This window comes from Bacillus sp. AFS029637 (assembly GCF_002584985.1).
Lineage (GTDB): Bacteria > Bacillota > Bacilli > Bacillales > Bacillaceae_G > Bacillus_A.
This window is the reverse complement of record NZ_NUPZ01000097.1, coordinates 1-459: the sequence shown is the minus strand read 5'-3', so window position 1 is coordinate 459 and position 459 is coordinate 1. Positions and strand designations below refer to the sequence as shown.

Sequence of the window (459 nt, the reverse complement as noted above, 5' to 3'; positions counted from 1 at the left end):
TCCGTCCCGAGCCACCATTTATTTCAATAAAATACGCCGGCTTAGCTCAATTGGTAGAGCAACTGACTTGTAATCAGTAGGTTGGGGGTTCAAGTCCTCTAGCCGGCACCATGTAAGTTTCGGAGGGGTAGCGAAGTGGCTAAACGCGGCGGACTGTAAATCCGCTCCTTCGGGTTCGGCAGTTCGAATCTGCCCCCCTCCACCATTTACATAGGGGCATAGTTTAAAGGTAGAACTGAGGTCTCCAAAACCTCCAGTGTGGGTTCGATTCCTACTGCCCCTGCCAAATATATACACACAACATGGCGGTTGTGGCGAAGTGGTTAACGCACCGGATTGTGGCTCCGGCATTCGTGGGTTCGATTCCCATCAGTCGCCCCATTTTTATTTTAAAAATTACAAATAATCTAATGGATACTTACATATAATTAAGTAAGAATTCGATGGGCTATAGCCAAG

The 459-nt window shown here is 47.3% G+C and carries 4 tRNA genes; all 4 read left to right on the top strand.

The annotated features are described in order from the left end of the window. Positions 1–35 precede the first annotated feature (35 nt). The 4 genes from COE49_RS27060 (at position 36) to COE49_RS27045 (ending at position 381) form a co-directional block, all read left to right on the top strand. Positions 36–111: transfer RNA gene (locus tag COE49_RS27060), tRNA-Thr, on the top strand. A gap of 10 nt (positions 112–121) precedes the next feature. After that, positions 122–205: transfer RNA gene (locus COE49_RS27055), tRNA-Tyr, on the top strand. Between the two features lie 7 nt (positions 206–212). Continuing rightward, positions 213–286, top strand: a tRNA-Trp gene (locus COE49_RS27050). A 19-nt stretch (positions 287–305) separates the two neighbouring features. Continuing rightward, positions 306–381, top strand: a tRNA-His gene (locus tag COE49_RS27045). The last annotated feature ends 78 nt before the right edge of the window (positions 382–459 follow it).